Annotated in this window: 26 protein-coding genes; 13 read left to right on the forward strand and 13 right to left on the reverse strand. The window is 49.4% G+C overall.

Annotated features, from left to right (window positions below; all coding sequences use genetic code 11):
- Positions 1-30 precede the first annotated feature (30 nt).
- Together MAQ5080_RS11405 and MAQ5080_RS11410 are read left to right on the forward strand one after the other, a co-directional pair.
- Positions 31-432 (forward strand): hypothetical protein, encoded by a 402-nt coding sequence (locus tag MAQ5080_RS11405; protein ID WP_067210268.1) that lies wholly within the window; start codon positions 31-33, stop codon positions 430-432.
- A complete protein-coding gene (locus tag MAQ5080_RS11410) occupies positions 432-734 on the forward strand; it encodes a hypothetical protein (protein WP_067210272.1) in 303 nt (100 codons plus the stop codon). Before MAQ5080_RS11405 ends, MAQ5080_RS11410 begins: the two co-directional genes overlap by 1 nt.
- On the opposite strand, the gene MAQ5080_RS11415 is transcribed toward MAQ5080_RS11410, so the two are convergent.
- The 6 genes from MAQ5080_RS11415 to MAQ5080_RS11440 form a co-directional block, all read right to left on the reverse strand.
- Positions 731-1276: a YaeQ family protein gene (locus MAQ5080_RS11415; protein WP_067210274.1), complete on the reverse strand. Its 546-nt coding sequence runs from the start codon at positions 1274-1276 to the stop codon at positions 731-733. The two genes, MAQ5080_RS11410 and MAQ5080_RS11415, sit on opposite strands and share 4 nt — an antisense overlap.
- Positions 1277-1751: 475 nt before the next feature.
- On the reverse strand, positions 1752-2630 hold the full coding sequence (locus MAQ5080_RS11420) for a carbon-nitrogen hydrolase family protein (RefSeq protein ID WP_067210277.1): 879 nt from the start codon (positions 2628-2630) through the stop codon (positions 1752-1754).
- A gap of 12 nt (positions 2631-2642) precedes the next feature.
- A complete protein-coding gene (locus tag MAQ5080_RS11425; RefSeq protein WP_067210280.1) occupies positions 2643-3236 on the reverse strand; it encodes a GNAT family N-acetyltransferase in 594 nt (197 codons plus the stop codon).
- A gap of 39 nt (positions 3237-3275) precedes the next feature.
- Positions 3276-3683 carry a ketosteroid isomerase-related protein gene (locus MAQ5080_RS11430; RefSeq protein ID WP_067210282.1) on the reverse strand — a complete coding sequence of 136 codons (408 nt, stop codon included), beginning with the start codon at positions 3681-3683 and terminating at the stop codon, positions 3276-3278.
- A gap of 120 nt (positions 3684-3803) precedes the next feature.
- Positions 3804-5678: a sensor domain-containing diguanylate cyclase gene (locus MAQ5080_RS11435; RefSeq protein ID WP_067210285.1), complete on the reverse strand. Its 1875-nt coding sequence runs from the start codon at positions 5676-5678 to the stop codon at positions 3804-3806.
- A gap of 125 nt (positions 5679-5803) precedes the next feature.
- Positions 5804-6835 carry an MBL fold metallo-hydrolase gene (locus tag MAQ5080_RS11440; protein WP_067210289.1) on the reverse strand — a complete coding sequence of 344 codons (1032 nt, stop codon included), beginning with the start codon at positions 6833-6835 and terminating at the stop codon, positions 5804-5806.
- A 256-nt stretch (positions 6836-7091) separates the two neighbouring features.
- On the opposite strand from MAQ5080_RS11440, the gene MAQ5080_RS11445 reads away from it, so the two are divergent.
- Both MAQ5080_RS11445 and MAQ5080_RS11450 read left to right on the forward strand, forming a co-directional pair.
- The gene (locus tag MAQ5080_RS11445) at positions 7092-8651 is read left to right on the forward strand and encodes an HD domain-containing phosphohydrolase (RefSeq protein ID WP_082861091.1); all 1560 of its coding nucleotides are present in this window, start codon (positions 7092-7094) and stop codon (positions 8649-8651) included.
- 25 nt (positions 8652-8676) lie between these two features.
- Positions 8677-10074: a sensor histidine kinase gene (locus MAQ5080_RS11450; RefSeq protein ID WP_067210292.1), complete on the forward strand. Its 1398-nt coding sequence runs from the start codon at positions 8677-8679 to the stop codon at positions 10072-10074.
- A 69-nt stretch (positions 10075-10143) separates the two neighbouring features.
- Here MAQ5080_RS11450 and MAQ5080_RS11455 read toward each other — a convergent pair whose 3' ends face one another.
- On the reverse strand, positions 10144-11151 hold the full coding sequence (locus MAQ5080_RS11455; RefSeq protein ID WP_067210296.1) for an LLM class flavin-dependent oxidoreductase: 1008 nt from the start codon (positions 11149-11151) through the stop codon (positions 10144-10146).
- Positions 11152-11223: 72 nt separating this feature from the next.
- Positions 11224-11709: an HPP family protein gene (locus tag MAQ5080_RS11460; RefSeq protein WP_231870828.1), complete on the reverse strand. Its 486-nt coding sequence runs from the start codon at positions 11707-11709 to the stop codon at positions 11224-11226.
- Between the two features lie 107 nt (positions 11710-11816).
- On the opposite strand from MAQ5080_RS11460, the gene MAQ5080_RS11465 reads away from it, so the two are divergent.
- On the forward strand, positions 11817-12380 hold the full coding sequence (locus MAQ5080_RS11465) for a TetR/AcrR family transcriptional regulator (RefSeq protein WP_067210299.1): 564 nt from the start codon (positions 11817-11819) through the stop codon (positions 12378-12380).
- Between the two features lie 4 nt (positions 12381-12384).
- Here the strand turns inward: MAQ5080_RS11465 and MAQ5080_RS11470 are convergent, their stop codons facing one another.
- The 4 genes from MAQ5080_RS11470 to MAQ5080_RS11485 form a co-directional block, all read right to left on the reverse strand.
- On the reverse strand, positions 12385-13410 hold the full coding sequence (locus MAQ5080_RS11470; protein ID WP_067210301.1) for a GGDEF domain-containing protein: 1026 nt from the start codon (positions 13408-13410) through the stop codon (positions 12385-12387).
- Positions 13411-13566: 156 nt separating this feature from the next.
- On the reverse strand, positions 13567-13917 hold the full coding sequence (locus MAQ5080_RS11475; protein ID WP_067210304.1) for a DUF4870 family protein: 351 nt from the start codon (positions 13915-13917) through the stop codon (positions 13567-13569).
- Between the two features lie 23 nt (positions 13918-13940).
- A complete protein-coding gene (locus MAQ5080_RS11480) occupies positions 13941-14594 on the reverse strand; it encodes a TIGR02466 family protein (RefSeq protein WP_067210308.1) in 654 nt (217 codons plus the stop codon).
- A 50-nt stretch (positions 14595-14644) separates the two neighbouring features.
- Complete coding sequence (locus tag MAQ5080_RS11485; RefSeq protein WP_067210311.1) at positions 14645-15034, reverse strand: SpoIIAA family protein; 390 nt, start codon at positions 15032-15034, stop codon at positions 14645-14647.
- Between the two features lie 189 nt (positions 15035-15223).
- Here MAQ5080_RS11485 and MAQ5080_RS11490 point away from each other — a divergent pair, with 189 nt between their 5' ends.
- Positions 15224-17146 carry a RecQ family ATP-dependent DNA helicase gene (locus tag MAQ5080_RS11490; protein WP_067210315.1) on the forward strand — a complete coding sequence of 641 codons (1923 nt, stop codon included), beginning with the start codon at positions 15224-15226 and terminating at the stop codon, positions 17144-17146.
- Positions 17147-17194: 48 nt separating this feature from the next.
- Here MAQ5080_RS11490 and MAQ5080_RS11495 read toward each other — a convergent pair whose 3' ends face one another.
- Positions 17195-17926, reverse strand: coding sequence for a substrate-binding periplasmic protein (locus tag MAQ5080_RS11495; RefSeq protein ID WP_067210319.1), 732 nt, complete (start codon positions 17924-17926; stop codon positions 17195-17197).
- A gap of 181 nt (positions 17927-18107) precedes the next feature.
- On the opposite strand from MAQ5080_RS11495, the gene MAQ5080_RS11500 reads away from it, so the two are divergent.
- The 7 genes from MAQ5080_RS11500 to MAQ5080_RS11530 all read left to right on the forward strand — a co-directional run bounded on the left by MAQ5080_RS11500 (position 18108) and on the right by MAQ5080_RS11530 (position 26215).
- Positions 18108-19358, forward strand: a complete 1251-nt coding sequence (locus tag MAQ5080_RS11500) for a DEAD/DEAH box helicase (protein WP_067210321.1) — start codon at positions 18108-18110, stop codon at positions 19356-19358.
- A gap of 184 nt (positions 19359-19542) precedes the next feature.
- On the forward strand, positions 19543-21354 hold the full coding sequence (locus tag MAQ5080_RS11505; protein ID WP_231870829.1) for an ABC transporter permease: 1812 nt from the start codon (positions 19543-19545) through the stop codon (positions 21352-21354).
- A gap of 3 nt (positions 21355-21357) precedes the next feature.
- A complete protein-coding gene (locus tag MAQ5080_RS11510) occupies positions 21358-22536 on the forward strand; it encodes an ABC transporter ATP-binding protein (protein WP_067210328.1) in 1179 nt (392 codons plus the stop codon).
- On the forward strand, positions 22533-23636 hold the full coding sequence (locus MAQ5080_RS11515) for an ABC transporter substrate-binding protein (protein WP_067210331.1): 1104 nt from the start codon (positions 22533-22535) through the stop codon (positions 23634-23636). Before MAQ5080_RS11510 ends, MAQ5080_RS11515 begins: the two co-directional genes overlap by 4 nt.
- A gap of 96 nt (positions 23637-23732) precedes the next feature.
- Positions 23733-24542, forward strand: a complete 810-nt coding sequence (locus tag MAQ5080_RS11520; protein ID WP_082861092.1) for an inositol monophosphatase family protein — start codon at positions 23733-23735, stop codon at positions 24540-24542.
- On the forward strand, positions 24539-25186 hold the full coding sequence (locus MAQ5080_RS11525) for a dual specificity protein phosphatase family protein (protein ID WP_082861093.1): 648 nt from the start codon (positions 24539-24541) through the stop codon (positions 25184-25186). Before MAQ5080_RS11520 ends, MAQ5080_RS11525 begins: the two co-directional genes overlap by 4 nt.
- Positions 25187-26215, forward strand: coding sequence for a LacI family DNA-binding transcriptional regulator (locus tag MAQ5080_RS11530; protein WP_067210338.1), 1029 nt, complete (start codon positions 25187-25189; stop codon positions 26213-26215).
- Positions 26216-26229: the final 14 nt, after the last annotated feature.

Consider the following 26229-nt stretch of genomic DNA (forward strand, 5'->3'; position numbering starts at 1 on the left):
CGCCCTGTAGGCCTTCATGGAAGCAGACCTATGATGACACCAGAACATCATGACCACACGTCGGACTCGCCCTCTAAGGAAGAGGCCGTGACCGCCGATCAGCTGACATTAAGCCACAAACAATGGTTTAAGAGCCTTCTCGGTCTCGGCGCTTTAGAAGCCAAGATCTGGATCGCTTCCAGTGCTCAGCTCGTCGCTCTGATGTGTGGTGTGGTGTTCTTATTACTGACCAGTTGGCTGCTGTTGATTGCTCTCATCGCCACTGCAGCATGGTATGCGGGCTGGTCATTGTTGGCGATTTTAGCCATTGCTTTGATCACCACCTTAGTCAGCGCAGTAGTGTTGGCGTATCTAATACGACGCACCCTACAGCGCATGGATCTGACCCGAACACTGGATGCCATCCTTTCAACCGACAGCGAGGACGACTGATGTTTGGTTTAAACAAGATGTACCGTGAGCGAGAACAGCTCTATATGCGTTGTCAGCGGGCGCGAGCTCAAGCCGATGAAGATCGAGCCTTGGCTAAGCAGAAAACCCTTGACGCTGTTTCGAGTACGAAAGGTTTGTTGGTCAGTTTTGTACTGGGGTTAACCACTCAATGTGACGCGGCCCAGCAGGCTCATCGTAGCGTGCTAAAAGGTGTGCAAAACGAGCTGCTGGGGGTCATCAATCAGTATTTGGCAGCGCGCTTTCAGGCACCGCCAGAGTCGCCTTCAGAAACAAAAGACTAGCGCCAAGCCGGGTGTAGAGCGCATTCGCCTTGTTCGCTCGAGACCCACATTTCGCCATCTTGGATGGTCACATTTAATTGCATGGTACGAGCACACAAGCCTTCTAAGGCTTGGATTTCCGCTTCGGCAAATTGCAGCACACGCAGATTATCAAAGCGACTTAACTTACCCTTGTTTTGCTCCCACCAAATATCCGATTTGTCGTTATAATTCACGATCACTACGTCTTGAGCGCGGCCACAGGCTTTGCGTAGACGCTTCTCATCAGGCTGGCCTAATTCGACCCACAGCAGAATCTCGTCAGAGAAGTTTTTCTGCCACAAATCCGGCTCATCTTCGGTGCTGATGCCCTTGGTAAAAGCTAACTGCTCATCGCCGTCTTTGTCATCTGCCAGCAAAGCAAATACCGCGAGACGCGCCATCATGCGTTCTTCGGTCTCAGAAGGGTGTAGTGCAAGGGTTAAATCGTAACTTTGGTAGTGGTGTCGATCCATGTCCGACACTTGTACAGAGGCTTTGTAAATCGTTGCTTTAATAGCCATTTCTTGTGTTTCAACTATTCAGAAAAGATGCCGCGCATTGTACTCCTAAATGGCAGCCAATGGTGCTCGTTTTGCGCATAAACACACAGGGTATTTGATTTTTGCGAGTATTTTAGAGGGGCCGATCTCTATGTAATTCAATTAGCTTGCGCCTGTCTCGTCTCGTGCCTCGACACCGACGCGTCGGCGCTAATCAAACACATAGAGAGCGTCCCTAATGAAAGCCAAGAAGCGAAGTGTTTTAAGACAGTTTAAGGATAAAGCCACCAATCACTTTTGAGGTCTAATTGGCTGAATTCTATGCGTTTAATTAGCGCAGACGCGGTCGAGGAACGAGAATTGCGCAAGCTAATTGAATTGCATAGAAGTCAGCATCTATAGACGTCGCATATCTGTCGAACTAAGCAATGATAGGTTATCTAGAACACTTTCAGCACTTTCAGCACTTTCAGCACTTTCAGCACTTTCAGCACTTTCAGCCCTGAGGGCCTTTAAGCTCAAATTGTTTTGGCCAATCACGGTAGTTAAACACCTGGCCTTCGTCTCGAATGCGGGCGATCTCGGAAAGATCAACGTCCGCGTACACCCAGCCGGCCTGATCGTTTTCCCCTTGCACTAAGATGCCGTTGTCAGGGAAGCCATAGTCTACCGGTGTGTAGACGCTGGCGCGGCCGGTGTTGATGTCAACGGCTTCTGACCATGGCGCGTGACCGATGGTAGGGGATTGCACCACGTAACATTGATTTTCCAAGGCACGGGCCTGACAGCCGATACGCACACGGTGGAAACCGGCTTCGGTATCGGTACAGCTTGGTACTAACAATAGGTCGGCACCGGCGGCCACTTGCTGGTTGGCGATCATAGGGAATTCGGAGTCGTAACAGATATGCACGCCGACGCGGCCAAGGTCAGTGTCGATCACCTTGATCTGGTCTCCGGCGCTGATGTGCCATTGCTCGTTTTCAAAGCGGGTCATGGTCAGCTTGTCTTGGAAGCCAATCAAGCCGCTTGGATCGAACAAGTTAGCACGGTTGAGAAAGCTGCCATTGTCCTGAATCGTTGGGAATGAACTTGCTAGAATCATCACGTCATGGCGCTTGGCTAGCTCCATGTGCAAGTCATGGAACTTTGGTAAAATGCTTTGCATTTCATGCAGTTGGCGGCTGAGGTCGCGGTAGACCTCTGCACCAAACAAGGACGCCAGTTCCATGCTGCCGTATTCAGGGAACACCAACAATTTGGCATCTTGCTGTGCGGCCATGGCGACCCAGCTATCAAGTTTGTCGGCAAACTCTTCCCAACGGTTAAAGAAGCCAATGTCGTATTGGGCCGCAGCCAGTTTAAATGCGCTCATAATCGTTCTGTGTTAGTGATCTAAAGGTTTCATCCAGAAGGTCATGGGTTTCAATGACTCTTCGTTTTCGCCCACTTCTTTCCAGCTAAAGTGAGTGGCGAGCTCTGGGCGCTTTTGGTAACCACGGTTACGCCAGAACTGATCCAACGGTTGGTAATCCGCCGGACGGGCTGGATGATCGTCTGGGCGCTGTACGCCACAGAAGCAAGAATATTTGATGCCATCTAGGCTGCGAGCGTGGTCTTCTCGATGATCAAAAAACGCCACGCCTGCGCCTTGGCCACGGTATTCGGACAGCAAAACCGATTCACCGCAGTAAAAGATCTCATCGATGTTTAAACCCGCGTCCAGAAATGGCTGTTTTACTTCGGCCATTTCATGACGCAGTGGCACGCCAGTGGACGCACCGACGACTTTGTCGCCGTCAAACGCCAATACGATGACGCTGTCTGGGGCTTCGATGTAGGTTTTTAAATAACGTGCTTCGTAGGCCAAATCCCCATCGTACAGATAGGGAAAGTCACGAAACACCTGCATGCGTAGCTGTGCCAGCTCATCTATGTATTGATTGAGAGCTGGGCCAGAAAGTCGTTGAAAAGTCAGCATTGGCGTTTCCGTCTCTCTAGGATCTTAACAAGATAGGGCTTAAGCAGAAACTTGAGCGATCCAGTCACCAAGGTTGTAGTAGTTAGTAACGCGCGCTACTTTGCCATCACGGATATCGAAGAAAGCGCCCGCAGGTAGCTTGTAAGTTTGGCCGTTGGCTTCTGGTAGGCCTTCGTCAGTGGCTAGGTACTCACCTAGTACAGTGAATTCTACCGCGGCACGGTCGCCTGCTTCGTTCGACATTACGACGATATCAACGATGGTTTCTTTGTAGTTCTTGTTCATGCGATCCATGAACGCAGAAAACGTGTCTTTACCTACTTCACGGTCACCTTGGTTGATGTCGTGTACCACGTCATCAGTTAGTAGAGACAAGAAAGTATCCATATCCTGAGCGTTGAAGGCTTCGTAGTATTTTTGCAGTAGCTGAACGGTTGCTTGGCTCATGGTGAACTCCAAAGTTTAAAAGAATAGAAAAGCGGCATCTTAATCGTGCCGCTTTAGATGTGAAAGACTCGCGTTTCTGGAGTGGTCAAATCATGCACGTCTATGTCGCAAAAAGAAAGACTAGATTTGGGTGACTTGGTTACGACCATTGTGCTTTGAAAAGTAGAGTGCTTCGTCAGCGCGTTTTAAGAAAATATCCCGCTGCTCTGAGGTAGCGGGAACCGCCACACTAAAGCCGATACTAATGGTCACATGAAATGTCTGATCACCATAATGAATGGCTTTGTCGGCCACTGCAGTGCGGATGCCTTCCGCGATATTTAAGGTCTCGGCTTCTGTGCGATTTGGCAAGACTAAGCAGAATTCTTCCCCGCCATATCGGGCACACAGATCATGGGGGCTTTCGGTAAATTGTGGGAAGATCGCTGAGATATCACGTAAGCACTGATCACCTGCCTGATGGCCATAGTGATCGTTTACTTTTTTGAAAAAGTCGATATCCATAATCAACACGGCAATGGGCCATTGTTCGGTCATGGCAAGATCAAATTCCTCGGTAAACCTATGGTCGAAATAACGGCGATTGGCGAGGTGAGTAAGGCCATCTGTTTGACTCATTTTTTCCAGCTCAGTATTTGCTTGGGTTAGTGAGTACATGGCCAGTTGTAGTTCGCTGGTTTGTTCGGCGACCTTTCTCTCTAAGTCTTCCTTTGCTTGGCGTTCAACGTTAAGCGCGTGTTGTTGAGCTGTTATTTCTCTATGGCGTGCTTCTAGACTGCGTTGTTCAAAGTAGACCGACTGGGCTTGGGCTTCGGCTTTTTCTAAGCGTTCGCGGTTAATGCGCTCGGCCAAAGCCATCGACAGCAGCAGAACTTCAATAGTGAAAGCCACATTTTGTAGATAATACAAATCCATCGAAAAGGGAATGATGTCGGTAAGTCCCATCATAAGCACAAAGGTTGCTATCAATAATGGGGACCACGCAATGGTGATGTATTTGCCTGATGGGTCTCCTTTGTACCAAACGCAGCTCGAGATCCAAATACCAATTGGGCAGCTGATAACGGCGGCAATGTCGATAATCCAAATATACCAATCTGCAGGGATCGCGAAGGCACTAATCAGCAGCAGGAGCCATGAGCTGATGGCGAGATTGCTCAATTGCAGCACCATGCCTTTATGATTTTCGAGGGACAAAAACTTTCGTAAAAAAATGCTGGCACTTAAAAAAGCAATGGGGACTGAAAAGCGATAAGTATGTTCCTCGACCCAGTCGATATCGAAATGGATAAAGTGCAGGTAGTTACTGGATGTACATAGAGTGTAGAAAATAATCGATGCGACATACAGGCAGTAGGTGGCGTAGTTTTCTTCATGGGTGAAAATGAACAGTGATAAGTTATAGGCAAGCATCGCCAACAGCACGCCATAAAATAATCCAGTCAGAACACTGCGTAGATGCGTCTCTTTAGCATGTAAGTCCGGCGACTTAAGTGTTAATGGTAGGATGACCTTTTCGGCACCAGAGACTTTTAAATAGAGAACATAATGGCCATTTTCTGGTAATCGAATGGGAAAAGATAGGCGATCATCAGACATCGTCTGAATGGGGTTCTGTTGATTCAATAGACGCCCAGTACGACGGTCTAATAAGTACCATTCGACCTCTGAAAAATTCGGCCAGCCGAGTTTCAGCACCCAATCGTGAGGGGCATTGTCCGATACATTAATATGTACCTTGAGCCAAGATGTCGTGTCGATACCAAGGTGTAAAGGCAAGCTATTAGGTGTACCCCAGCTATCTGGAGGCTGTCGGTGAACGTCTAACAAATAGCTTTGCGCGAGGTCTTGGCGGTAGCTCAGGTATGGGCCTAAGGAATATTCTTGAACGCCGGCATGAATGCTCAGAGGGGGCGGCACAGACGCCGCCAATGCACTTGTGCTTGCGATGACGCAGAATAGCCAAATCCATAATGCGGCAGCAAATTTTTGCATCCTAAATGCACCCGTTAAATCAAGTTATATTAGCCAAGTCTTAAGGGAGAAAATGACACGATATGCGGGACGCTTCAAGTAGTATGCTGTTGCCAATGCGTTATCTTATGTTATTTGCTTAGCCTTTAAGCCTTACCTTGCCACCAGCGTTTAGTTCGTACTTCGGAGCCTCGGAACACTTCACCGAAAACTGGAGTGCTTAAGGTGACTTGGCTTTTCGCTGCGGCCTGCTCGACACGTACTAATGGCTCTTGCCAAGGGTGAAACGCCAAATCAAAGGTGCTGTTATGCACAGGTACCATGATGTCACCTTGTAGGTCTAAGTGAGCTTGTACACTTTGTTCGGGTGTCATATGAATCTGGGGCCAGGCTTTATCGTAGGCGCCGGTTTCAATAAAGGTCATGGTGAACGGGCCGTAGCGCTCGCCAATCTCTTTAAAGCCTGGGAAATAGCCTGAATCGCCACTGAAAAACAGGGACCCTGCGCGACTTTTGATGACCCATGAGCCCCATAGCGTTTGCTTGGCGTCGCTTAAGCCGCGCCCAGAAAAATGCTGTGCCGGGGTGTAAGCAATCATTTGACGATCACTGTGTTCTTCTTGCCACCAATCAAACACCTTCATGTTGGTGGGCATCACGCCCCATTTTTGTAAGGTCTTGTCGACGCCTTTAGGCACATAAAACTCATAGGTTTTGCGCTTTAACTGTTTGATGGTGGCCTTGTCTAAGTGGTCGTAATGGTTATGAGAAATCAACACCTTATCGATCAGCGGTAGCTCAGCTAAACTGATCGGGGCAGGGTGAAAACGCTTAGGGCCGGTAAACGACAGTGGTGAAGCGTGTTCACTAAAGACCGGATCAATCAACCAGTATTCGCCATAGTGTTTGATCAGTAAGCTGGAATGCCCCAATTTGACGATAAACACATCATTGTGGGGCAGCGCGTCGAGTTGTTTGCGGGACAGGCTTTGTACTGGAATAGTGTGCTCGGGCACAGTACCGACCTTCTTTTCAGTAAAGAAACGGACATAGAGTCGCAAAGTCTTCATGAAGCCGTTCGGGCGGGTGCGAGGCACATTATGAAAAGAGCCCTGTTGATGATGCGCAACGGCAGTGGGGGGAGTCGTGCGCTCAGACTGAAAGCAAGGACGCTGCATTTGGATTTCCTGTAGTCAAACCTCTATCACTCTGTTTAATGAGGTGTGCTGTGATGGAAACAAGACTGAAATTGAGGTAAAAAAGTGTAACAAAGACGGCCTATATCGCGTCTTTTGTATAGGAGCATGCTTGCAGCGTTACCTTTAGCTGCATTTTGCTACGATAAATACGGTTTTTAAATTGACCAAAGGGACTTTATTAGTCAATTCTTAAAGACAAGAACTTAAAAAACCGTTTCTAAAAGGTTAGGGCATTATGCAAAGTCCACTATTTGCTCGTAAGGTTGCGTCCGAGTCTTCGACTCAAAAAGCCATGGAGGACAAACGAGATGTTATGGATAATGAACCCTGGAAAGTCGCACTGATCGATGATGAAGAAGATATCATTACCGTTTCTGAGATGGTGCTAAAGAGGCTGCTGGTTGATGATCGACCACTAACGTTTCTAAAAGCACACTCGGCTAAAGAAGCGATGCAGCTGTTTGAGCAGCACTCTGACATTGCCATTGCCATGGTCGATGTTGTCATGGAAACCGACCACGCTGGGTTAGACCTAGTAAAGTGGATCCGTGAAAGTCATAAAAATACCACCACACGCTTGGTGCTGAGAACTGGTCAGCCAGGTCAAGCACCTGAAGAAGATGTGATCCGCGATTACGACATTAACGATTACAAACATAAAACCGAGCTCAATTCCACGCGCCTCAAAACCACCGTTTATTCGGCGATTCGTTCTTATCGAGACATCAAAGAAGTGGAATCAGGCCATCAAGGACTTGAGCATGTGGTGCGTGCCACCACACGGGTGCTGCAAGCTGACTCCAGCCATGCTTTTGCTGTACAGGTACTCACGGAAATCGAGGCTTTAACCCAGCAAGAGGGTCTTTGCCTCAGTCTGCTTTATCAAGCCCATAATCCGCTGAATCAGCACGAAGTGATCAAGCTTCACTACGATGGCCAAACGTTGCGCCAAGAAAGCGACGCACAGGCAACGGCCTTTCCTAGTTCAGCCCAAGCCAGTATTGCCCTCGCCTTAGAGCTTGAGAGCGATGTTCACACCGATCGTCAGTTCACCTGTTTTAGACGCTTGTCGAAAGACTGCGAATGTGTGCTTTCCGTCTCCTTGCAGAGGCCATTATCAGCGCTGGCGCAAAAGCTGCTGAACGTTATGTTGAGCAAGGTGGCGATTATTTTCGAGAGCCTCAACCATCGCGAGGAAATCGAGCGTACGCAACAAGAGCTGATGTTTATTTTGGGTGAAGCCATCGAGCAGCGCAGTAAAGAAACTGGCTCTCATGTGCGTCGAGTCTCCTTGATCTGTGAGTTGCTGGCGCGCGAATACGGTTTGCAGGAAGACTATGTCCTGCTGATCAAACACGCGACGCCGATGCATGATATCGGCAAGATTGCGATTCCTGAGCACATACTGCATAAACCGGCGAAGCTTGACCCTGATGAATGGGAAGTGATGCAAACCCATGCCCAAGTGGGCCATGACCTGCTGTGCCACTCTAAAAAAGCCTTACTGATGATGGGCGCCAGCATTGCCCTAAATCACCATGAGAAATGGAATGGTGCTGGCTATCCCGCGGGGCTTAAGGGGGGGGACATCCCCATCGAAGGGCGCATTATGGCCATTGCCGATGTCATTGATGCCCTAGCTGCACGTCGCTCCTACAAAGAGCCTTGGCCGCCTGAGCGTATCCTAGCACTGTTACAAGAAGAGCGCGGCCAGCACTTTGATCCGCAATTGTGCGACATCGCGATCAAACGTTTCGATGACATTATGGCGTTGCGTGATGTCTACCCAGATTAACTTCAAAGGGTAATGGAGTAGGGCGTTGAACGAGCAACTAGAAAGCATCTTGCTACGAGTGTCTCAGTCAGACTGCATCGATGACGGCGATCTAAAGCAGGCTGCGCGGCTAATACTGGATTGCGTGGTAGAGGGCTTGGGGGTAAAACGTACCGGTATTTGGTTGTTGGACGATGATAACGAATCGATCGTTTGCCGTTTGTTAATTGATGCTCACAATAATACCGAAGTGGAAGACATCGTGCTCACTCGGCAGGAGTTTCCGAGGTATTTCCAAGCGTTGGACAGCGAACGGGCGATTCGCATCAATGATGCCTTAACGGACCCTGTCACCACAGAGTTTGTAGAGTCTTATTTAACCCCGCTTGGCATTGGTTGCATGCTGGACACCCCGATCCGCCATCGTGGCCGCATGATCGGCATTATTTGCTCAGAAGGCATCGAACGTGGCCACCAATGGAGCGATGACGAGGCAACCTTTTCTGGCGTGTTGTCGGATTTGTATGGTCGTGCGATCTCTTCTTCAGAACGCGCCAAACTGGAAGAGGCCCTACGTACGGTGAACGCCGAGTTAGAACAGACCATCGCGCAGCGGACTCAGGCGTTACATGCCACCTTGCAAGAACTCAAAGAGACACAAGCGCACCTAATTGAGAATGAAAAAATGGCCGCCTTAGGTGGTTTAGTCTCTGGTGTGGCCCATGAGGTGAATACCCCATTAGGAGTGGCGATCACGTCCATGAGTTATATTAAAGATGAGGTGGAGCAGCTACGCCGCGATTACCAGCAAGGGCGACTGGATGAACAGGGCTTTACGCATTTCCTGAGTGAGTTTGATATGGCTTACTTGATGTTGCGTAGCAATTTGGGGCGTGCCGCTAAGTTAGTGTCAGACTTTAAAAAAACTGCGGTTGATCAGAGTTCTGATATCGTGGAAAGCATTTGCTTAAAAGATACGATAGATGCCTTGTTGACTAGCTTACACCCCATGTACAAACAAAAGTTAGTGCAGATTCACTTAACCATTCCGGATCAACTGGCCATGGTGACCCACTCTGGTGCCATCGACCAGATTCTGACTAACCTGATCAGCAACAGCTGCGTTCACGGCTTTCAAGACATGGTGCCAGAAAATTGCATTTTTCTGGATGTGGCACAGGCCGGTGAGCAAGTGGTGATTGACTATCGTGATAATGGCGTTGGCATGCCACAAGAAGTCTGTCAGCGGGTGTTCGAACCCTTTTACACCACCAATCGGGCCAACGGTGGTTCGGGGCTCGGTATGTCGATTACTTATAACTTGGTGACGCAGAAGTTAAAAGGAACGATCCGTGTCCTAAACGACGTCGAGCAAGGCGTGCATTTCCAAATTAGATTACCACTGACACTGGATGAAACGCCACCCGCTAGCGCGACTCAATAATTTGAGTGGCGCTACTCAAGCTAGTTGGTGGCTGAAAGGCGACTTCTGCATGGCGCTAGTGCAAATAGATCAGCTCCAAGCTTGTTTTTGCATCAGGCTAAGGCCGGCAGTGAGTTCGATGGCCTTTAAGCGTGCTGCGGGGTCGTGCAGCGGGAATGAGAAAATTATTTCGTCGACGCCGGTCAATTCAATAAACTGTGCTAAGCGCTGTTGTACCGTTTCCGGCGCCCCCACCATGGCATAGCGCAGCGTCTGGTTGATCATCGGCATTTCCGTTGCCAACAGCGCACTTTGTAGGTCGTGCACAGGTTCTGGAAACGGGCGGTTGGCGTTGCGCCGTAGGTGCGCGAACTTAATTTGTGCCGAGGTGAAATGGTATTGGGCTTGCGCGTCGGTGTCGGCCACGGAAGCCATCACCCCAGCGGACACATAAGGCTTATCCAATTGCGCTGATGGGCGGAAATTAGCGCGATAGATATCCAGGGCTTCCAGCAGCATATCGGGGGCAAAGTGCGAGGCAAATGAGAAGGGTAAGCCCATATACGCGGCCAATTGCGCGGAGTAGAGGCTTGAGCCTAATAACCAGATTGGCACCTGGGTGCCTTGGCTTGGCATGGCAATGACGGGTTTAATCTTATTCTCATCCGCGAAATAGCCTTGTAGTTCTTGCACGTCTTCAGGATAAGAATCGACCGGACCGCCAAGGTTACGACGCAGGGCGCGAGCGGTGGCCATATCTGTGCCTGGCGCTCGCCCTAAACCAAGGTCAACACGGTCTGGGAACATTTCGGCGAGGGTGCCAAATTGTTCCGCAATCACCAATGGCGCATGGTTGGGCAGCATGACGCCACCAGAACCAATTCGAATGCGCTGCGTCACGGAGCCAATGGCGGCCAACATGACAGCGGTCGCGGCACTGGCAATGCCGCGCATGCCATGATGCTCGGCCAGCCAGATGCGCTGATAGCCATGGGCTTCTGCACATTGGGCTAGGGCTTTACTGTTGCTGATGGCGTCGGCGACCGTTTGACCTTCGCCAATTGGGGCCAGATCTAAAATGGAAAATGGGATCGACATGGGCGCCTCCAAAGATTGCTATGGCTTTCAACATGCGGGCAATAGCAAAACTTGGCAAGACTCAGGCCGACATTATCCTTGTTTTTTAGGGTATTCAATACCACTCAGGCAGCGATGGTAGAGCCAGCCAACCAGTACGATAACGACACAGCCACTGAAGATGGGATTAATCACAAATGACCAAGGGGCTTGCATCAGCATAATCAATAATGGGTTCGCTCCTGCGGGCGGGTGCAGTGTGTTGGTCAGCATCATCGCCATTACCCCAAGGCCTACTGCTGCGCCGAGCATCAAGGGGGTGTTATCCCCATAATGGGCCATGGCTAAACCTATGCAGGCGGTTAATAGGTGACCGCCAATGATATTGCGGGGCTGCGCCAAGGGGCTCTGCGGTAAGGCAAATAAAATCACCATGGTGGCGCCAAACGGCGCCATGATGCCGAGATATTCTGGTGACAGCTCTCCTCCCATGGCCAATAAAGAAATGCATAAACAGGCCCCTAGGCCTGCGACCAGTGCTTTTGGTATCGGATGAGCATTGAGTGCACGCAGCAGCATAATAACCTCAGACTAATGGTAGAAAATGGTGGTAGACCGACTTGTCTACTTGCGAATGGTAGACAGATCGGTCTACCTCTGTCAAACTTTTCTAAGAGAGGAAAGTTATGACGAAACGAGACGACTTGATCAAAACCGCGTTTGAGCTGTTTTACCAGCATGGTGTGCACAGTGTCGGCATCAACCAGATTTTGGCTGAGACGGGAGTGGCGAAGAAAACCCTGTACAGCCATTTTGCCAGTAAAGAAGCCTTACTCGAGGCGGTGATCGCCTATCGCGATGAACGCTTCCGCCTTTGGCTGTTTGGTTTAATGGACGCGCACACTGACCCCGAGGAGGTGGTACAGGCCATGTTCGATGGCCTAGATGACTGGTTTAATGACCGGGTTGATGTCTTGATGCCGTTTCAGGGGTGTTTCTTTGTTAAGGTCAATGCTGAGTTTTTACAGCATCGGGTCAATGAGTTGTGTTTTGAACACAAGCAAGCAATCGTCGACTATCTGGTGCGACGTTTGTCGCAACATTATGCTGCCGAGGCGGCGCAGCGGCTGGCCAGTCAGTTGGCTTTGCTTAAGGAAGGGGCCATTGCTCAGGCCTATCTTGGTAAGGATCGCCAAGCGGCGCAGGTCGCATGGCGCTTGGCTCAAGGTCTGTTATCCACAGGCCGCTAAGGTGTTAGCTGGCCAATGCGGTAATGACGGGGCGCACACAGTTGCGTCCGGCATTCTTGGCCGCGTAGAGATGCTGGTCCGCTCGCTCTAGCAAGGTTTCTAGCGATTCGCCCGGTTGAAACTGTGCCACACCTAAAGAGGTTGTTATGGGGCGCAGGCTTTGACCGGTCTTCTTATTGGTAAGGTTCAAGCGACTGATGCGTTCACGCACATCGTTGGCGAATTTGGCCGCGCTTTTGATGTCTGCATTGGGCAGCAAGATAGCGAATTCTTCGCCACCAAAGCGGTAGGCTTGGGCATCGCGGGTCTGGGCACAGCTGGTTTCTAAAGTACGTGCCACCGACTGAATCACCTTATCACCGAGCAGATGGCCGTATTCATCGTTAAAGGGCTTAAAGTGGTCGATGTCCACCATTACCAAACAGGTGTTGTCCGCTGAGGCGGTATAGATGGCTAAGTCTTCATTGAACTTACGACGGTTATTAATTTCCGTCAGCCCGTCTTTGAACATCTGTTTTTCCGTCTCAGCAATCTTGGCTTTGAGTGCTTGAATTTCGGCGTTTTGCTTTTCTAGCTGGGTGCGATAGGTCTCGGTTTTGTCCATAAAATTACGCGCAATGGAGACCATTTTATGGGCTGCTGGGCTGTCTGCTTGAGACGCTTCTTGGGCCATGATTTGAATGTCTTTGGATAGGGACTGATTCAAATCCTGAGCATCACTCATGGCGGTGGCTGTGGAGGTGCCTATGGAGGTCACCACCTGATGGATGTTGTTCTGCATTTCCACCAAGCGTTCTTCGGCTGAGTTAACGATGAATTCGTCGAGCAGTTTATCGCACATATAGCTGTCACAGTGCCCCAAGCGCTTAATGACATCGTCGATGCGCTGGGTTAGCTTTGGCAGCTCGCCAGTGGTGTAGTTGTACCACAAGGTGTAATAGGGCGGCGTAATAGGGACGTTATTCTTTACCATCATAGGGATGGTTTGACGGAAATACTGGTTGATTTTGGAAGCAGAGTTGCTCGGCACAGTATTGGTCCTCAGTGAATCGAACGAACGGTCAGAAATAGCAAGAAATAAGAATGTTATAATAGCATGTAATCTTCGCAGCGGCGTTGCTTAAGCGTTAAAAAAACCGATGTTAGATCAATATTTCCGACATCTAAGCCGTTGAAGAGAAGGCCATTAGCTGGAATGAAATGGCTTATCGCTGGTAAGGCGGACAAAGCCTTTGACTAGATTGTATACCGACCACAGCCACACGCCGAGCAAAATCAGATAACCAAAGAAAAAGATCGCGAACAGGAGTCCGATCACACTCATGATCAGGCTCCACCAGAACACGCGGGTGATGTTTTGAAAGTGATCGTAAAACACAGAACCTTTGGCTGTGTTGGCCTTGGCCATGGCCCACACAGCGCCCACTAACCAAAACACCCCTGTGACGAGCCCTAGCAGCATGAAAATGTAGGCGATCAGCGCATTTTGTTTGGCTTGATCGTCATGAGGCGTCATTGGAATATCGTCTAAATCCATCTGCTAGGCCCTCTGTTAAAACTTTAGTCTAGCTCTATTACGCAGTTAAAAGCGATCACTACGCGGTCTTTTTGACCAAAGTACGGCAGTGCCGAATGTTTCAAGTACGACGGGAAGATCACCACTTGGCCTTCTTTTGGCGCGAAGTCCCAGAATCCTTGGCCGCCTAAATAAGCGGTACCCGGATCGGCGTAATGCTCGGCGTTGACGCGTGGATCGTAAAAGCGGTTGATACCATTACGTGCTTCAAGATTGGCTTCCCCTGGTTCAAGGTAATAAATGCCGCACCAAGAGCAGTTCGGGTGTGAGTGGGCATCGTGATAGCCGCCATTTTGGGTGATGTGGTACCAAGACTCGATCACATGAGCATAGGCTTCACTGTCTTCTGGCCAGTGTTGCTGATTGACCTCAAATGCGACCGCGGCAATCAACTCCTCCACCATACGGCGCAGCTCCATCACTTCTGGCACCTCGTCTTCCAAAAAGTCCAAACGGCTTTCTGACAGATTATGTTTAGCCAATACGGCCACATCGCTGTCGACAGCATTGTCCTGTTCTTGCTGACGCTGGTAGATGTGCGCCAATAAGGCGTCTTTTAAAAACTCATGATCAGCCAGATCGGTAACAAACAGTGGTGTGGTCCAAGCCTCAATGGCTTCAATGGTTGGGGATTCCATCAGTGTAGGTGCTCATGCATTGAATAAAGCGCCATTGTAGCAGAGATTATTTACGAGGAAGATGACGCAACCCATTGTACCGCGTCTTCGTATTTCTCAAACGCACGCATCTCGCCTTTGATAAACCAGGCGCCAATTTTGGCCGCCATCTGCTGCCAAGACTTATGTCCATAGATGGCGATCTTGTCGATGTTGTTGCCCATCTTCAAACCCAGACGAAAATCGTCCCAAGCGGCACGTAATTCCCAGCCATCAAAGTCGCTGATATCCACCAGCATTTTTATATGCGGTTGCTCAATGGCCGCGAATGCCGCCAGCAACATCGGGGTAATGCTCTGATAGTCGTCGTGTGTTAAGGTTCCGGAGGCTTTCATAACCACCATCATTTGCTGATTGTGGCGCTCGACCCCGACAGAAATACCATGGATCTTGTCAGACATATGTACTCTCCTTCACAAGCTGCTCCTGTCACTGTAGAACAGTTTGGCAGAATGCGCAGGGGCTCGGGTCGGATAGAGCATTTCGCCTGCACTCAATCAATAAAGCGTGGCGTGGCGCTACTGCCTACGAGCCTATCCCGTTAGTATCGGCATGGCCTCATTCACTTATTGGATTAAAAGGTTTTTATCATGCAGCCATTAGCAGGATTGCTAACTCAGTATTTTGGCTTCGATCAGTTTCGCGAAGGACAGCAACAAACGATCGAGCAATTGTTGGCCGGACACTCATCCCTGTCGGTGTTTCCCACTGGTTCAGGGAAGTCGTTGTGTTATCAATTGACCGCCACCCAACTACCGCATTTAACGCTCGTTATTTCCCCTTTGATCGCCTTGATGCACGACCAGCTGGCGTTTTTGCAGAGCAAAGGCATTCCTAGTGCCAGCCTGGATTCGACGCAAAGCAAAGAAGACAGCCAAGCGGTGATGCAGCAGGTCCGTGACGGCCACATTAAGATTTTGATGATCTCGGTGGAGCGCTTTAAAAACGAGCGCTTTCGTCGTTTTATTCAAGCCGTGCCAGTGTCTATGCTGGTGGTTGATGAAGCTCACTGTATCTCGGAATGGGGTCATAACTTTCGCCCAGATTATTTAAAGCTACCGCAATACCAGCAAGAGCTGAACATCCCGCTGGTGCTATTGCTGACTGCGACCGCAACACGTCGTGTACAAAAAGACATGGCGCTGAAATTTAACATCGCGCCGCAGCATATCGTGCAAACCGGCTTTTATCGTCACAACTTGGATATCGACCTGATTCCAGCGCAGAGGCAGGACAAGCCAGCTTTGTTACGCCAAGTGCTGAACGAGACGCAAGGGGCGGGCATTGTCTATGTGACGCAGCAAAAAACCGCCGATGAACTGGCGACGAGCTTGCAGCAATCGGGCTATTCAGCGGTGTCTTACCACGCCGGTCTTGGTAACGACGTTCGAGCCGCCATTCAGAACGATTTTATGGCGGGGCAGACGCGCATCATCGTGGCCACCATTGCCTTTGGTATGGGCATCGATAAGTCTGATATTCGCTTTGTGGTGCATTACGATTTACCCAAATCGATTGAGAATTACAGCCAAGAAATTGGCCGCGCTGGACGTGATCGGCAGCCCAGTCGCTGTGTCATGCTTGCCAGTCTCGACGGTTTACATGTGTTGGAAAACTTCGTCTATGGCGATACGCCTGAGCCTCACGCGATCCAAGCGCTGCTACAGGAAATCTTTAGCAATACGGTCAATGGCGAATGGGAAACGCAAGCGTACGGCTTGTCTCAGGTCACCAATATTCGCGCCTTGCCGCTGAAAACCCTGTTGGTACAAATGGAACTCGCGGGCGCCATCATGCCGCGCTACAGCTATTACAGTGATGTGAAACTCAAATGGAATCAAAACCTTGAGCAAATTCGTGCGGTCTTGCCTGCGGAGCAGCAAGACGTCTTTAACCTAGTCGCGCAGCATACGGCGTTTAAGAAAATCTGGGGTGTGCCGGATTTTGAACGCTTGCATCAACAAGGCTTAGAGCGAGCTACCGTCTTAAGTCTGCTGGAGCAACTGGCGGACCGTGATTTGATTACCTTGGAAACCAAAGGGCTGACGGAAGTCTATGGTGTGCAGAGCGAGTTGCTCACCCCGGAGCTTGCTGAAGCGCTACAGCAGTATGTGACTCAGAAACAAAGCTCGGAAATCGAGCGTATCGCGACCATGATTCGCTTCTTTGAGCTCGACCGTTGCTTAAACCATAACCTCGCCCGGTACTTTGGCGACCAGCACGCACCAGAGCGCTGCGGTCATTGCTCTGTCTGCCGTGGCAAGGTGCTGTCATTGCTTGAAAAAGACGGCTATCAAGTGGTAGATAGCCTTTCTTCTGACTTGCAATCGGCCAAACTTTGGTTACTGCAAAAGCTGCCCCAAGCGCAAGTGACCCCTGTGTTGTTAGCGCGTTTTATGGCGGGGCTGACACAGCCGCTGTTTACCAAGTTGAAAGCGCGTCAGCAGCCTAGCTTTGGTAAGTATGAAGACGTTGCTTACCAAACACTATTGCAACAAGCTCAAGAGTTATAAGCCATAAACAAGGGAAACTCGCAGAGTCTCCCTTGTTTGATTACTGCTCTATTTGAAGCTTTCGATGATTTGCTCGTATTCACCACTGGCTTGCAGTGACATTAGCGCTTTGTTGAAGGCGTCGCGCAGTTCTAGACCGTTGGCCGTATTTTTCGAGAACATCACGAACACTTCTTGCTCATTGATCGGTGGTAACACGATCGATAGCTTAGCGCTGTCTTGACCAGTGGATTTCGCGATCGACTTTGCCACATCTAGGGTGCCAGCATAGAAATCCACTTCTTTGTTAAACAAGGCCGTCACCGCTTCTTTCTCCGTGGTGAAGGTGCTCATATGTGGGAATGGATGCTCATCAAAGGTGTCCCCCACCACAGAGTCCGCCAGTTTACTGATACGGTATGAGTTGAGCTCATCGTAGGATTTGATGAATTCCACATCGATGCTGTCGAGTTTCACCAAGCCGGTGAACACGCTGTAGATTGGCAAAGAGAAATAGTATTTCTCAGCACGTTCTTCAGAGTAGTAGGCGCCCACCACGGCATCTTTTTTACCCGATTCTCCGTCCTTTAGAGCTTGTGTCCAGCTGGTAAATTCTAGTGTGTAGTCGCTGCCAGACTGAGCCATCGTCTGTTTCACGATTTCCGCCAGCACGCCCTGTCGGTCTTCTGTTTCACCAATGTAAGGCGGCCAATTGAGCGTGGTGTAGTTCACTTCTTGTGCCAGTAGAGGAGTAGAGAGGGCCAAGCCCGTCAGTAGTAATAGTTTGTTCAACGCTTTCATTTTTATTCCTAATTCCTTTGTGAAGTTGCAAATATATTTCAAGACCGACTTAGAAACCACGGGCTAGGTCATAGGTTCGGCGTAAAAGGTGGCACTTAAGCCCATTAACGATAGGCGCTAATCCTGTTGACGAGTGGTAAACTAGCGCCATCTTAATTTATGGTTCACACGGTGCTTGTTTATGAGTTTCTCCACCCTAGGTCTTGATGCAGAGCTACTGTCAGTCCTCGATACGCTTGGCTATCAAACACCAACGCCAATTCAACAAGCGGCGATTCCTGAAGTGCTAGCGGGCCATGATGTGATGGCGGGCGCGCAAACCGGCACTGGTAAAACGGCGGCGTTTGCCTTGCCTTTGATCCAGCGTCACCTTGCACGTGAAGAGTCTGAAAAAGTCATTCGTGTGTTGGTGTTGACGCCGACGCGAGAGCTGGCGCAGCAAGTGCACCAAAGTTTTGTCAAATACAGCCAAGGCTTAGGTCTAAATGCGGTGGTGGCCTACGGTGGCGCGAGCATTAACCCGCAGATCGATGCTCTAAACGAAGGTTGTGATGTGTTGGTGGCAACGCCTGGACGTTTGCTAGAGCTTGCCATCAAACAGCTGATCGACTTAAGCACAGTCGAGACCCTGATCTTGGACGAAGCCGATCGTATGCTGGATATGGGCTTTATTATCGACATCGAACGCATCTTAAAACGCCTGCCTGAAACACGCCAAACGCTTTTCTTTTCCGCGACCTTTAACGATGAAGTGTTTGCCCTGAGCAAAACCATTTTGAAGCAGCCAAAGTTGATCGAAGTAGCCGAGCGCAACGCCACCGCCGCCAAAGTCGAGCAGCGTATCTATGAAGTGGATAACAAACGCAAAGCTGGCCTAGTGGCGTACTTGATTGGTTCAAAAAACTGGCAGCAGGTGTTGATCTTTACGCGCACTAAGCAAGCGGTGGACGATCTCACCAAGGAGCTTGGCAAAGATGGTATCAGTGCGGCAGCGGTGCATGGGGATAAGTCCCAAGGCGCTCGTGATCGTGGTTTAGAAGAGTTCAAAACCGGACAAGTGCGTGCCTTGGTCGCAACCGATGTGGCCGCGCGGGGCTTGGACATTGAGCAGCTGCAATACGTGATCAACTACGAGTTACCGTACAACGCGGAAGACTACATTCACCGAATCGGACGCACTGGCCGCGCGGGCAAAGAAGGCTTGGCCGTGTCCTTGGTATCACCAAAAGAGAAGTACCTGTTAGAAGACATCGAAAAACTCACCGGCGAGCATTTTGTGCCACAGTGGATGGAAGGCTTTGAACCCAATTTAATGGTGCAAGAAGAGCAAGCCAGCTCGAAGCGCAAACCATCGAAAAAAGCCCTTCGTGCCAAGGCATTAGGACAAAGCGGTGGTGGCAAACCGAAAAGCGGCAAACCACGCCGTCGCTAATATAAATCCTATGAAGCTAATGCTGCATTAGCTTCATAGCGTTTAAAACATTCTCTACCTCTCATTACATTCCCTTCGAAAACTTATTTTGCACATAGTTGCAAAATTTAACGTCACTGCAACATTTGCCTTCTATCGTTGCTCGTAACTTAATCAAGTAATGAGCGATAGGGATATGTCTGTAATGACTGACACAGCTTGTTCGACCGCCTGGCAACGGTGGCGTTACAAGTTAGAAATTGCCAAGCGAGCACCGACGATCTTTATTGGTCTCGCTTTGCTGTTTATTTTTGGCTGGCTGATTGTCGCACCGATTGTGAATATGATGATGGAAATGTTCACGGTTCAAACTGGCGATGAGATGCGCGTTGGCGCTGAAGCGGGTCAGTTCACGAGCTACTACCTTGAGCGCGTATTTTCTTCACGCATGTCCTCGATCATCTTTTGGAAGCCTTTGTGGAACACTCTGATGGTCGCCGTGATTTCCATGGTGTTGTCCATGATCATTGGTTCTATCTTGGCTTGGTTACTGGTTCGCACGGATTTGATGGGACGCAAGTGGTTGTCTACTGCTCTGATCATTCCTTTCATGTTACCTGCGTGGACTTTTGCTTTGGCTTGGACAACCTTGTTCAAGAACGCCACCATTGGTGGTCAGCCTGGTTGGGTTGAGAATATGGGCTACCAATTACCAGATTGGGTGTCCTATGGTGTATTTCCCACCATTGTCATCATGACGTTGAATTACATCCCGTTTGTGATTTTGTTAGTCGGAAATGCGCTACGCCGCCTCGATAGTCAGCTGGAAGAGGCGGGTAAAATGCTTGGCGCCAGCCGACCTAAAATCGCCTTATCTATTGTCTTTCCTTTAATGCGCCCAGCCTTGATGTCTTCGGCACTGTTGATCTTTGCTGATGCGATCGGTGAGTTTTCTGTGCCGTATGTACTTGGATTGCCCGTTCATTTTGAAACTCTAGCAACTTCTCTTTATCGCGCTATTGGTACTCAGCAAACGGGTGTCGCAGCGGTCTTTGCAGCCGTTATTTTAGTGTTTGGTATTGCCACATTAGCGCTGGACGCTTGGATGATGCGTGAGGCACGCCGTTTTGCCATTATCGGTTCAAAAGGCGCTATGGAACGCCGTCAATCCTTGGGTATTTTACAGTGGCCGGCAACGATCCTAGCACTTGTGATGGTGTTCATCGGTGTGGTGGCACCATTGGGAGCCTTGGCGCTGTCGACGGTAATGCATATTCCTGGGCGCTTTGAGTTCTCGAACTTCACTCTGGATTACTGGATCGGCACCAATCTAGACACCATTGCCATGCAAAATGGCATTTTGTTCTCGTCAGAGTTTTGGGCGGCGGCTTGGAGTTCTATCAGTATTGTCGGCAGCGCTTCCATTTGCGCTGGTATTTTGGGGCTGCTAACAGGCTACATTGTACTGCGTTCACCGCTACGTGTGGTCTCGGTAACTTTACGTCAGGTGACGTTCTTCCCATATTTGGTACCGGGCATCGCCTTTGCTGTGGCATTTCTAACGTTGTTTGCTGTGCCGCATGGCCCTATTCCTGCGCTATACGGTACGCCTATTATTCTGTTCTTAGCCTTAATCGCGGATCAGATGCCATTTGCTAGCCGTGCGGGCATTTCTGCGATGACACAACTTGGCAGTGATGTAGAGGATAGTGCTCGTGTATCTGGTGCTGGTTGGTGTCGTCGAATGTATTCGATCATTATCCCGATTCAACGTAACGCCCTAGTGACCGCTGTGTTGATGCCTTTTATCTCAGGCATCAAGGGCGTCAGTCTATTCATCATTCTTGCCGTGCCTGCTACGGATGTTTTAACCACTTTTTCAATTCGATTGATCGATTTTAACTACACCCAAGCCGCCAATGCTGTGGTTTTGATGATCGCTTTAATTGCCTTACTCGGCACGATAGTCATTAACCGATTGACTCGAACCGGCCTAGCACAAGGACTGGAGAGCTAACCCATGCCAAACATTACTCTGAACAATATTTCAAAGCGTTATACACCTGATCATCCGCCAGCGGTAGATCAAGTATCCATGGAGATTGAAGACGGTGCTTTTATGTGTGTGCTGGGGCCTTCTGGTTGTGGCAAGTCGACTATTTTGCGCATGATTGCCGGTCTTGAAAACTTGACCGATGGCGAAATCGCCGTCGCTGGAAAGTCCCTTGATCATGTTCGCAAAGGGATCTTCGTGCCACCAGAGAAACGACACATTGGTCTTGTGTTTCAGTCTTATGCGCTATGGCCTCATATGACTGTGGCGCGCAATATCGAATTTGGTTTGAAGCTGCAAAAAATGCCTGCGCAAGAGCGTAAACAACGTGTGGCGGACATGATCGCTATGCTCAAAATAGAAGGGCTAGAAGATCGCTATCCTGCGCAGCTATCCGGTGGACAGCAGCAGCGTGTGGCGCTAGCACGCACGTTAGCGATGAACCCTGGTGTACTGCTTTTAGATGAACCGCTTTCTAATCTAGATGCCGCACTTCGTCTGTCCATGCGCGCAGAGCTGACCCGACTACACAAAGAGTTTGGTACAACGATTGTGTTTGTGACACATGATCAGTGGGAAGCCATGACGCTTGCGACGAAGATTGCAGTGATGAACAAAGGCACCCTGCAACAAATCGGTACGCCAGATGATATTTATGAGCGTCCAGCTAATCGCTTTGTTGCTGAATTTATCGGTAATCCTCCAATCAATATGCTGCCTGTCACATCCAGCGTGGCCCAGCACCTGATCAATATCTCTGGCTTCTCAATACCTTCAGAGGCTAGCACGGATCAAGCTATGTTAGGCCTTCGCCCAGAAGGGTTGCAGCTTAGTACAGATGCTTCCGGTAAGGGATTCCCTGTCGTCATTTCCGACATTATGCCAACTGGTGGTGCTTGGATTATTGAGTTACAAGCCAACGCTGTCACTAGCGAAAATGAATCCTTTAGCTTGGTGTATACCACGCAAACTCCACCATTATGGCGTAAAGGTGAGCATGTCTTTTTACGTGCTGCGCCTCATGCCATGCACTTATTTTCCAAGGACGGAGAGCGTCAATCTCTGTCGATCAACTCGAAAACTGCCGCGTTTGCGGAAATGAAGACCCCTAATCTTTGTAAATCCAAAACTGAGGACATCCTATGATTCGCAAAATCTCCAGCCTACTGTTGGTCGGTACCCTAGCTTCTACTGCTAACGCTGAAAAGTTTGATCTTGATGCTTTGATTGAAGCTGCAAAAGCGGAACCACCACTGTCAGTGTATGACTCGACCGGTAAAATTAAAAAGCAAGCGGAAGCCTTTGCGAAGAAGTACGGTATTGAAACAACAGGTACAAAAATCAAAGCGGGTGCCAATATAAAAATGGTGGTCAGTGAAGCAAAGGCAAACAACGTACGCTCTGACGTTGTGATCATCTCTGATGTACCAGCCGCGTCAGCACAGCTGCTAAAAACGGGTTACACCTACAGCTATGTACCTGAAGACATGGCAGATAAGATTCCAAGCCAGTTTAGAAGCCCGCTAGTCGTATCAAATTCTCCTGTAGTGTGGTCTTACAACACTGCACTGAACGACACCTGCCCTGTGGATAATATTTGGGCGTTGACCGACCCAGAGTGGAAAGGTCATGTGTCTATGCCTGACCCTTTGAACAAGTCGGTCTACACGGATTTCTTTAACCAAATCTCCATGCACCATGACCAAGTGATTGCCGATGCGTACGAAGCCCACTATGGCAAACCTCTAAAAACAGACTTGAATAATGCTACTGAAGCATTTGTGGCGGCATTGGCTGCTAACCAACCTTTGCTAACGAACTCTGACAGCGATGTTGCTGCAGCAGTCGGTGCGCCCGACAGTTCAGAAAACTTTATTGGCATCATGTCGTCAGCAAAATTCCGTGAAAACAAAAACGGTATGAAGCTTGGCATCTGTGACACGATTAAGCCAATGACAGGCTTGTTGTATCCGAAATTTATGATGATCACCAAGGGTACGGATAGCCCGAATGCGGCGAAACTATTCGTGCATTACATGTTGACCGAAGAAGGTTACGCACCACAGGCGATTGACGGGAAAATCTCGACCAATATCGACAATAAAATCCCAGCACAAGAGCCATCTGGTGTGGCCTCTCATCTAGACGAGCTACTGAAGTATGACACCACAACGGCGCAAGATGACTGGGCTTCTCGCCAAGAATGGCAAGACCTTTGGGCGCTAGCACGAGCTGGACAACTGTAAAAAATGATTTGTAGCGGCGCCTTTGTTTAGGTGCTGCTACAAACTCTTTGTAACCCACAGACCCTGAAGTCTGTCTAAGCTATTAAAAGGTTTACTTTGAAACGATCCGACCAAATTGAGACTCGAGCAGAGTTTCTAAAATCACTAATAAAAAAAGCATCAGATCGTGCTCTAGAAGGTTTCTTAAATCGTACGGCGGGTGAATATGATTTAAAAGGCCCACAAGACTTTCTGACTGAAACGGATCTTGCTGTTGAAGCACTCATTAAAAATGAGATTGCGCACACTTTTCCAGAAGATGCCATCTTGGGAGAAGAAGGCGGGGGCGTACCGGAGCATTTTACTTGGGTCATTGACCCTATCGATGGTACCGCCAACTTTGCCCGTGGTATCCCTCATTTCTGCGTCATTATCTCTTTTTGTATTGATGGCGAAGCGCAACTAGCCGCTATTGCCCAACCTGTGACGCAAGAATTCTATTTTGCCCAACGAGGGCAAGGGGCATTTAAAAACGACCAACCGATGCGCACCTCTACAACAAGCACCATGGGCCAAGCGCATTTAGAGCTAGGCTGGTCTCGCCGTGCCACCATTGAATCGTATTTAGCCACGCAAGATACCCTGTTACGACAAGGCGCAAGTATTCGCCGTGGCGGCTCGGGAGGCCTTGCCTTGGCATGGGTCGCAGAAGGCCGCACTGATGCATATTTAGAAATCAGCATGAACAGCTGGGACTGTATCGCTGGCATGTTATTGATTGAAGAAGCAGGTGGACGAGTAGGAAATTGGCCACGGACTTTAGCTGACTTAACCAAAACTGGCCCCGTATTAGGCTCGAACGCATTATTGGCGCAACAGGCGGCGACTGTCGACTTTCCTGGCTTAGCGCTTAAGGATCAAGAATGAAAACTGAAGCAGAAATTTTAGACATTAAACGTCTTTTCCGAGAAGCCGACGCGATGCGTGCACCACTGCATTGTGTACATGAGAACTTTCTTGGTCGCGGGATCGATCTTTATATTGGTAACAAACAAGCCGCATCTGACCCTGAGCTATTAAAAGAACATCGCATCGGTACTGTGTTTAACTGCGCGGTGAACCTTGATATCAATTTGGTAACAACGGTAGACCCACTGAGCAAAACATTACCTTTTGGTTGGGCACCCGTGCGCTATTACAAATTAGGCATTGTTGATGGCCCCGGAAATCCACATCCAATGATGTTGGCGGGTTACTACCAGCTACGCAGTATTATTGATCAAGAGCTGCCTAAAAAAGAAAGCTATCCGTGGACAGAAACAGGTAACATATTGATCAATTGTCGCGGAGGACGCAGTCGATCCGTTACCTTGACTGCACTTCTCCTTCATTTGGACGAGCCTGAAACGTATCCAACCATTGATGCAGCGGTTGCTCATATTCGAGAAGCACGACAGCTGATCAAAGAAGAATGGCCAGAAGCTCCTAAGCAAGTACTGGTCGATGCCGCCTACTGGGCGGCAGAACAAGTGAAACGAATCAGGCCTTATTTGCCCGACGAGAACGAGTAAATGACAAAGCTTAAAGGTCCCGCTAAAAGCCGCGCAGCTTCTGCTACAGAAGTAGCGCGGCTCGCTGGTGTATCACGATCTGCCGTTTCCCGAACCTTTACCGATGGTGCCAGTGTTTCGGCGAAGACTCGTGAAAAAGTGTTGGCCGCTGCCGCAGAGCTGAACTATCACGTTAACCACTTGGCGCGCAGTTTATCGAAAGAAAAAAGCCGTCCAGTTTGTTTGCTAGCGGCCAACCTTGATAAGCCGTACCATAACTTGCTATTGGACGCGCTGACTCGGCAACTGCAAGCAGATGGTCGTATGGTGATGATCATTAACGTAACCTCTGACCCAGAAAGTGCCGATGAGGCATTGCAGAAGGCACTCAGCTACCGAGCGTCTGCCAGCATCGTTATGTCTGGCACACCGCCAGAAGCTATGGTGCAAACCTGTGTTGAATCTGGTCAAAAGGTCATACTGATCAACCGCAGCAATGACATCGAGAACGTGCACCACGTACAGATCGATTATCATCAAGCCATGCATCAAGCTGTGGACTACTTTCTCGAAGCCGGGTGTACCAAACTGTGTTTAGTCAGTTCGACTAAAGGTACGCCAAGCTTGCTCGCTCGTGAGCGTTTCTTTATTGAAGCGGCCAATGAAAAAGGTGCAGAAGTGAGCGTGTGGCGCAGCCATGAAACCAACTACGAAGACGGACAACGTGCAGCGCATGAATTGCTGTCTGAGTCTGAGCGTCATCATGCTTACTTTTGTATCACAGACCTAGTGGCGTGTGGATTCTTGGATACTGCACGCCATACATTTGGCGTATCGATTCCAAATGACATCAGCGTACTCGGGTTTGACGACGTTCCACAATCCGGTTGGCAAGGGTACAACCTAAGTACCTTTGCCCAGCCTTATGATGGCATTGCCCAGCGCGTGATCGCGATCCTTAACGAGCAACAGGATCAAGACCTAAGTGCAAGGCTTGCTGTCATTCCAAAGATGCGCAGAACCATTCGTCAACACAACAACAAGACCTAGCCACGACAGTTTCG

Source organism: Marinomonas aquimarina, from assembly GCF_900089755.1.
GTDB classification, from domain to species: domain Bacteria; phylum Pseudomonadota; class Gammaproteobacteria; order Pseudomonadales; family Marinomonadaceae; genus Marinomonas; species Marinomonas aquimarina.

Bases quoted from the DNA above. Each gene is read 5' to 3' on its own strand.
- MAQ5080_RS11405 (WP_067210268.1), top strand. From the start codon at position 31: ATGATGACACCAGAACATCATGACCACACGTCGGACTCGCCCTCTAAG.
- MAQ5080_RS11410 (WP_067210272.1), top strand. From the start codon at position 432: ATGTTTGGTTTAAACAAGATGTACCGTGAGCGAGAACAGCTCTATATG.
- MAQ5080_RS11415 (WP_067210274.1), bottom strand. From the start codon at position 1,276: ATGGCTATTAAAGCAACGATTTACAAAGCCTCTGTACAAGTGTCGGAC.
- MAQ5080_RS11420 (WP_067210277.1), bottom strand. From the start codon at position 2,630: ATGAGCGCATTTAAACTGGCTGCGGCCCAATACGACATTGGCTTCTTT.
- MAQ5080_RS11425 (WP_067210280.1), bottom strand. From the start codon at position 3,236: ATGCTGACTTTTCAACGACTTTCTGGCCCAGCTCTCAATCAATACATA.
- MAQ5080_RS11430 (WP_067210282.1), bottom strand. From the start codon at position 3,683: ATGAGCCAAGCAACCGTTCAGCTACTGCAAAAATACTACGAAGCCTTC.
- MAQ5080_RS11435 (WP_067210285.1), bottom strand. From the start codon at position 5,678: ATGCAAAAATTTGCTGCCGCATTATGGATTTGGCTATTCTGCGTCATC.
- MAQ5080_RS11440 (WP_067210289.1), bottom strand. From the start codon at position 6,835: ATGCAGCGTCCTTGCTTTCAGTCTGAGCGCACGACTCCCCCCACTGCC.
- MAQ5080_RS11445 (WP_082861091.1), top strand. From the start codon at position 7,092: ATGCAAAGTCCACTATTTGCTCGTAAGGTTGCGTCCGAGTCTTCGACT.
- MAQ5080_RS11455 (WP_067210296.1), bottom strand. From the start codon at position 11,151: ATGTCGATCCCATTTTCCATTTTAGATCTGGCCCCAATTGGCGAAGGT.
- MAQ5080_RS11460 (WP_231870828.1), bottom strand. From the start codon at position 11,709: ATGCTGCTGCGTGCACTCAATGCTCATCCGATACCAAAAGCACTGGTC.
- MAQ5080_RS11465 (WP_067210299.1), top strand. From the start codon at position 11,817: ATGACGAAACGAGACGACTTGATCAAAACCGCGTTTGAGCTGTTTTAC.
- MAQ5080_RS11475 (WP_067210304.1), bottom strand. From the start codon at position 13,917: ATGGATTTAGACGATATTCCAATGACGCCTCATGACGATCAAGCCAAA.
- MAQ5080_RS11480 (WP_067210308.1), bottom strand. From the start codon at position 14,594: ATGGAATCCCCAACCATTGAAGCCATTGAGGCTTGGACCACACCACTG.
- MAQ5080_RS11485 (WP_067210311.1), bottom strand. From the start codon at position 15,034: ATGTCTGACAAGATCCATGGTATTTCTGTCGGGGTCGAGCGCCACAAT.
- MAQ5080_RS11490 (WP_067210315.1), top strand. From the start codon at position 15,224: ATGCAGCCATTAGCAGGATTGCTAACTCAGTATTTTGGCTTCGATCAG.
- MAQ5080_RS11495 (WP_067210319.1), bottom strand. From the start codon at position 17,926: ATGAAAGCGTTGAACAAACTATTACTACTGACGGGCTTGGCCCTCTCT.
- MAQ5080_RS11500 (WP_067210321.1), top strand. From the start codon at position 18,108: ATGAGTTTCTCCACCCTAGGTCTTGATGCAGAGCTACTGTCAGTCCTC.
- MAQ5080_RS11505 (WP_231870829.1), top strand. From the start codon at position 19,543: ATGACTGACACAGCTTGTTCGACCGCCTGGCAACGGTGGCGTTACAAG.
- MAQ5080_RS11510 (WP_067210328.1), top strand. From the start codon at position 21,358: ATGCCAAACATTACTCTGAACAATATTTCAAAGCGTTATACACCTGAT.
- MAQ5080_RS11515 (WP_067210331.1), top strand. From the start codon at position 22,533: ATGATTCGCAAAATCTCCAGCCTACTGTTGGTCGGTACCCTAGCTTCT.
- MAQ5080_RS11525 (WP_082861093.1), top strand. From the start codon at position 24,539: ATGAAAACTGAAGCAGAAATTTTAGACATTAAACGTCTTTTCCGAGAA.
- MAQ5080_RS11530 (WP_067210338.1), top strand. From the start codon at position 25,187: ATGACAAAGCTTAAAGGTCCCGCTAAAAGCCGCGCAGCTTCTGCTACA.